Source organism: Pseudokineococcus marinus, from assembly GCF_013004605.1.
Lineage (GTDB): Bacteria > Actinomycetota > Actinomycetes > Actinomycetales > Quadrisphaeraceae > Pseudokineococcus > Pseudokineococcus marinus.
Genome location: NZ_JABEMA010000266.1, coordinates 1 through 4299 on the forward strand (window position 1 = coordinate 1; position 4299 = coordinate 4299).

The 4299-nt window shown below is 77.9% G+C and carries 5 protein-coding genes; all 5 read right to left on the reverse strand.

All coding sequences use genetic code 11. The features are described 5' to 3' along the window. Positions 1–35: 35 nt before the first annotated feature. Positions 36–644: a GNAT family N-acetyltransferase gene (locus HLB09_RS13690; protein WP_322790189.1), complete on the reverse strand. Its 609-nt coding sequence runs from the start codon at positions 642–644 to the stop codon at positions 36–38. Next, positions 641–1270: a MogA/MoaB family molybdenum cofactor biosynthesis protein gene (locus HLB09_RS13695; protein ID WP_171203902.1), complete on the reverse strand. Its 630-nt coding sequence runs from the start codon at positions 1268–1270 to the stop codon at positions 641–643. The genes HLB09_RS13690 and HLB09_RS13695 overlap by 4 nt, the downstream gene beginning before the upstream one ends. After that, the gene (gene moaC / locus HLB09_RS13700; RefSeq protein ID WP_171203906.1) at positions 1263–1691 is read right to left on the reverse strand and encodes a cyclic pyranopterin monophosphate synthase MoaC; all 429 of its coding nucleotides are present in this window, start codon (positions 1689–1691) and stop codon (positions 1263–1265) included. The genes HLB09_RS13695 and moaC overlap by 8 nt, the downstream gene beginning before the upstream one ends. Positions 1692–1776: 85 nt before the next feature. Beyond that, entirely contained in the window at positions 1777–3225 is a 1449-nt protein-coding gene (locus tag HLB09_RS13705) for a molybdopterin molybdotransferase MoeA (protein WP_322790190.1), read from the reverse strand. Then, complete coding sequence (gene galU / locus HLB09_RS13710; protein ID WP_171203904.1) at positions 3171–4094, reverse strand: UTP--glucose-1-phosphate uridylyltransferase GalU; 924 nt, start codon at positions 4092–4094, stop codon at positions 3171–3173. Before galU ends, HLB09_RS13705 begins: the two co-directional genes overlap by 55 nt. Positions 4095–4299: the final 205 nt, after the last annotated feature.

Sequence of the window (4299 nt, forward strand, 5' to 3'; positions counted from 1 at the left end):
GCCGCCGCGCCCGGTGGCGCGGCGGCACGGCGCCGTCAGGACGTCGACGCGCGCCCCCCGCGAGCGGCCAGCCAGCGGGAGAGCAGGCCGTCCGGCACCTCCTCCGCCGTGAGCGCGAAGGTGCGGTGGTCGCGCCACGCGCCGTCGATGTGGAGGTAGGCCCGGCGCAGCCCCTCGTCGCGGAAGCCCAGCTTCTCCACGACGCGCAGGCTCGCCGCGTTCTCCGGCCGGATGTTGACCTCGACCCGGTGCAGACCGGCCGAGCGGAAGCAGTGGTCGGTCACCATCGCCACCGCCGTCGGGGTGATGCCGCGGCCCGCCACCCGGTGGTCCACCCAGTACCCGATGGTCCCCGAGCGCAACGACCCCCACGCGATGCCCGCCACCGTCAGCTGGCCGACCATCCGCCCCGCGTGCTCGACGACGAAGGGCATCGCCTGCCCGAGGCGCGCCTGCTGGCGCAGCTCGCGCACCATCGCCGGGAAGGACGGCGGGGGCAGCGACCCCGCGGGCGGGGTGGCCTCCCAGGGCGCCAGCCAGGCCGCGTTGACGTCGCGCAGCCGCCCCCACGTGGTGCGGTCGCCCCGCCGCAGCGGCCTCAGCACGACGTCGGACGACCGCAGCTCCACCGGCCAGCCGTTCACCGCGCCCCCGCGGGCCGCTCGACGGCGCCCGACGCCCGGTGATCGCCTCCGGCGCCTGACCTCGGATGATCGCCTCCGGCGCCTGACCTCAGATGATCGCCTCCGGCGCCTGACCTCAGATGATCGCCTCCGGCGATCTGGTCCAGCGCGTGCGGCAGCACCTCCGCCAGCACCTCCAGCGCGTCCCGGCAGGCCCCCGGCGAGCCGGGCAGGTTGACGACGAGCGCCCCGCCCGCCGTGCCCGCGAGCCCGCGGGACAACGACGACGTCGGCACCCCCTTGCCACGGCCCCGGGCGCGCAGCGCCTCGGCGAGGCCGGGCAGCTCGCGGTCCAGCACCGGCGCCGTCTGCTCGGGGGTGAGGTCGCGCGGCGTCAGCCCCGTGCCGCCCGTCGTCAGCACCACGGCGGCCCCGCCGGCGAGAGCCGAGCGCAGGGCCCGGCCGACGGGCTCGCCGTCCTCGACCACCACGGGGTCGCCCACCGCGAGGCCCATCGCCCGCAGGCCGTCCGCGAGCAGCGGGCCCGCCTCGTCGGCGTAGGTCCCGCGCGCGGCGCGGGTCGAGGCGACCACCACCGCCCCGGTGCGGGGGCCGGCGGCCGCGACGGGCGGCCGCGACTCAGCCACGGGTCCAGCTCCCCGAGCGTCCGCCCGTCTTCGCGGTGACGCGCACGTCGGTGATGACCGCCTCCCGGTCGAGGGCCTTGACCATGTCGACGAGCGCCAGGCCGGCCACGGCCACGCACGTCAGCGCCTCCATCTCCACGCCGGTCCGGTCGGCCGTGCGGACGGTGGCGGTGAGCTCGACGCCCTCGTCGACGACCACCGCGTCGACCTCGACGGCGTGGACGGCCACCGGGTGCGCGAGGGGCACGAGGTCGGGCGTGCGCTTGGCCGCCTGGATGCCCGCGAGGCGGGCCACCGCCAGCGCGTCGCCCTTGGGCACGCCGTCGCCCCGCAGGGCGTCGACGACGGCGCCCGAGCAGCGCACGAGGCCCGCCGCGCTGGCCGTGCGCACGGTGACGTCCTTGGCCGAGACGTCGACCATCCGCGCGCGGCCGCGCTCGTCGAGGTGCGTCAGACCGCTCACGCGGCTCCTCCATGGGGTCAGTGGGTCCTGCGGGTCAGTGGGGTCAGAGGGTGGTCGCCGACGGGGACGCCGGGCCCCCGGGCGCCGAGGGCTGCCCGCCCCGCCCCAGCAGCATGCACGTGAGCGTCGTCCCCGGCTCGACGGCCACCACGTCCTCGGGCACGACGGCCAGCGCGGTGGCCGTGACGAGGTCGGCGACGAGGTGGCTGCCCGGCCCGCCGATCGCGCCGACGCGGGCGACGCCGTCCTCGCCCCGCTCGAGGCGCACGCGGTAGAGCTGGCGCTTGCCGGCCACCGAGGTCCAGCCCCGCTCGACGACCGCCTCGACGACCGGCCGCCCCAGCTGCTCCTCGCCGAGCACCACCCGCAGCAGCGGCCGGACGAACGCCTCGAAGGAGACGTAGGCGCTCACCGGGTTGCCGGGCAGGGTGAGGACGCGCACGGGCCGACCGGCGCCGTCGACGAGCCACCCGGCGCCCTGGGGGCCCCCGGGCTGCATCGCGACGCGGACGAACTCGACGGCGCCGTCGGCGGCCAGGGCCTCCTTGACCACCTCGTAGGCGCCCGCGCTGACGCCGCCGGTGGTGAGCACGAGGTCCGCCGTCGCGAGCTCGGAGCGCAGGACGGCGAGCAGGCGCGCGGGGTCGTCCTCGACGGCGCGCACCCGCCGCGCGAGCGCACCGGCCTCGCGGCAGGCCGCGACGAGCGCGGTCGAGTTCGAGTCGTGGATCTGCCCGGGTCCGAGCGGCTCCCCCGGCTCGACGACCTCGCTCCCGGTCGAGAGCACGAGGACGCGCGGCCGCGGGTGCACGAGGACGTCGGCGCGTCCGAGCGACGCGAGCAGCCCGAGGTGGCGCGGCGACAGGCGCTCCCCCGGGCGCAGCACCCGCTCGCCGGCCGCGACGTCCTCCCCCGCGCGGCGCACGTTGCGACCGGCCGCGACGGGGCGGCGGACGGCCACCCGCTCCGGCGGCGGGCCCGTCTGGGCGGCGTCGGTCCACTCGACCTGCACGACGGCGACGTCGGCCGTCGCGGCCGGGTCCTCGGCCACGGGCACGGGGGCGCCCGTCATCACCCGGACGGCCGCTCCCGGGCGCAGCCGCGGCACGTCCGCCGCCCCGGCCGGGACGTCCCCGACGACGTCGAGCACCGCCGGGGACCCCTCGCCGGCGCCGGCGACGTCGGGCGCGAGGACGGCGTAGCCGTCCATCGACGAGCCGTCGAAGCGCGGCAGCGGCTCGACGGCGACGACGTCCTCGGCGAGCACGAGGTCGAGCGCCTCCAGCAGGGGCAGGCGCCGCGCGGGCAGCGGACCGGCCCCCTCGAGCACGACGGCGAGGTGCTCCTCCAGCGACCGCGCCCCCGCGCCGGGCGCGCGACCGGCGCCGCCCGGGCTGGCCGCTGGGCCCTCCGGGGCGGCCACCGGGCCCGGCCGGCTCAGGAGCCCTGGGCCGGGGCGGCCGTGAGCTCGTCGACGCTGTCCCGCAGCCACTCGCGCAGCTCGGGACCCAGGTCCTCGCGCTCGCAGGCCAAGCGGACCACGGCCTTGATGTAGTCGAGCTTGTCGCCGGTGTCGTAGCGGCGGCCGCGGAAGACGACGCCGTGGACGCCGCCGCCCTCCTCGACGGGCATGCCCGCGAGGGTCTGCAGCGCGTCGGTGAGCTGGATCTCGCCGCCCTTGCCCGGGGGCGTGCGGTCGAGCACGTCGAAGACGGCCGGGTGGAGCACGTACCGCCCGATGATGGCGAGGTTGGACGGCGCGTCCTCGACGGCCGGCTTCTCGACCATCCCGGTGATCTTGACGACGTCCTCCTCGAGGGCGTCGGACGCCGCGTCGTCGAGGGTGGCGCAGCCGTAGAGGTGCACCTGGTCGCGGGGCACCTCGAGCAGGGCGACGACGCTGCCGCCGACGCGCTCCTGGAGCGCCGTCATCGTCGTGAGCAGCGGGTCGCGCGGGTCGATGAGGTCGTCGCCGAGGAGGACGGCGAAGGGCTCGTCGCCGACGTGCGCCTTCGCCACGTGGACGGCGTGGCCGAGGCCCCGCGGGTCGCCCTGGCGCACGTAGTGGACCTGCGCCAGGTCGGTCGAGGAGCGCACCTTGTCGAGCTTGGAGTCGTCGCCCTTGGCCTCCAGGCCCGCCTCGAGCTCGACGTTGCGGTCGAAGTGGTCCTCCAGCGCGCGCTTGCCGCGCCCCGTGACCATCAGCACGTCCTCGAGCCCGGCCGCGACGGCCTCCCGCACCACGTACTCGATGGCCGGGACGTCGACGACGGGCAGCATCTCCTTCGGCGACGCCTTCGTGGCGGGGAGGAAGCGGGTGCCCTGCCCCGCCGCGGGGATGACGGCCTTGTGGATGCTCATGCGGCGCAGGCTAGCGGCGCCCCCCGACGCCGGGCGCTCCGCTGCGCCACCCGCGCGGGAGCGCCACCCGGGGGGTGGCCCGAGGGCCGTCGCCCGCGCACACTCCGGACGTGAGCGGAGAGCGCGCGGGGGGCCGGGCCGGGGCGGACGCGGCCGGGTGGGCGGCCGACGGGCCGGGGGCGGCCGAGCCCGCCAAGGCGGAGAT

What these genes read in the sequence shown, in the direction of transcription:
- moaC (WP_171203906.1), bottom strand. Translation starts at nt 1,691, where the DNA reads ATGGTCGACGTCTCGGCCAAGGACGTCACCGTGCGCACGGCCAGCGCG.
- galU (WP_171203904.1), bottom strand. Translation starts at nt 4,094, where the DNA reads ATGAGCATCCACAAGGCCGTCATCCCCGCGGCGGGGCAGGGCACCCGC.